This is a genomic window from Streptomyces sp. P17 (assembly GCF_032436805.1).
GTDB lineage: Bacteria > Actinomycetota > Actinomycetes > Streptomycetales > Streptomycetaceae > Streptomyces.
In genome coordinates this window covers 1-271 of sequence record NZ_JAVRBF010000835.1, presented here as the reverse complement: position 1 = coordinate 271, position 271 = coordinate 1, and the positions used below count along the sequence as shown (strand labels likewise).

1 pseudogene is annotated in these 271 nt (G+C 41.0%); it reads left to right on the top strand.

Annotated elements, in window-relative coordinates:
- Positions 1-39: 39 nt before the first annotated feature.
- A pseudogene (locus RMT89_RS43145) lies at positions 40-271 on the top strand (hypothetical protein); the annotation flags it as partial.

The following is a 271-nucleotide window of genomic DNA, read 5'->3' as shown; positions in this document are numbered from 1 at the left end:
GCTACACAATCATCGAAAATAGAGGGCACGCAAACCAATATGGAAGAAGCTTTTTTAACCAAAGAAGAAATTGTGCAGGAGAAACGAGATGATTGGGAAGAGGTGCAAAATTATATTTCTGCGATGAACGAAGCGGTAAGATTGTTGCACAGTTTACCTTTTTCTTCGCGGTTGATAAAGGAAACGCATAAAATTTTGCTAACGGGGGTAAGAGGTAAACACAAACTGCCGGGCGAATATAGAACAAGCCAAAATTGGATTGGGGGAGCAA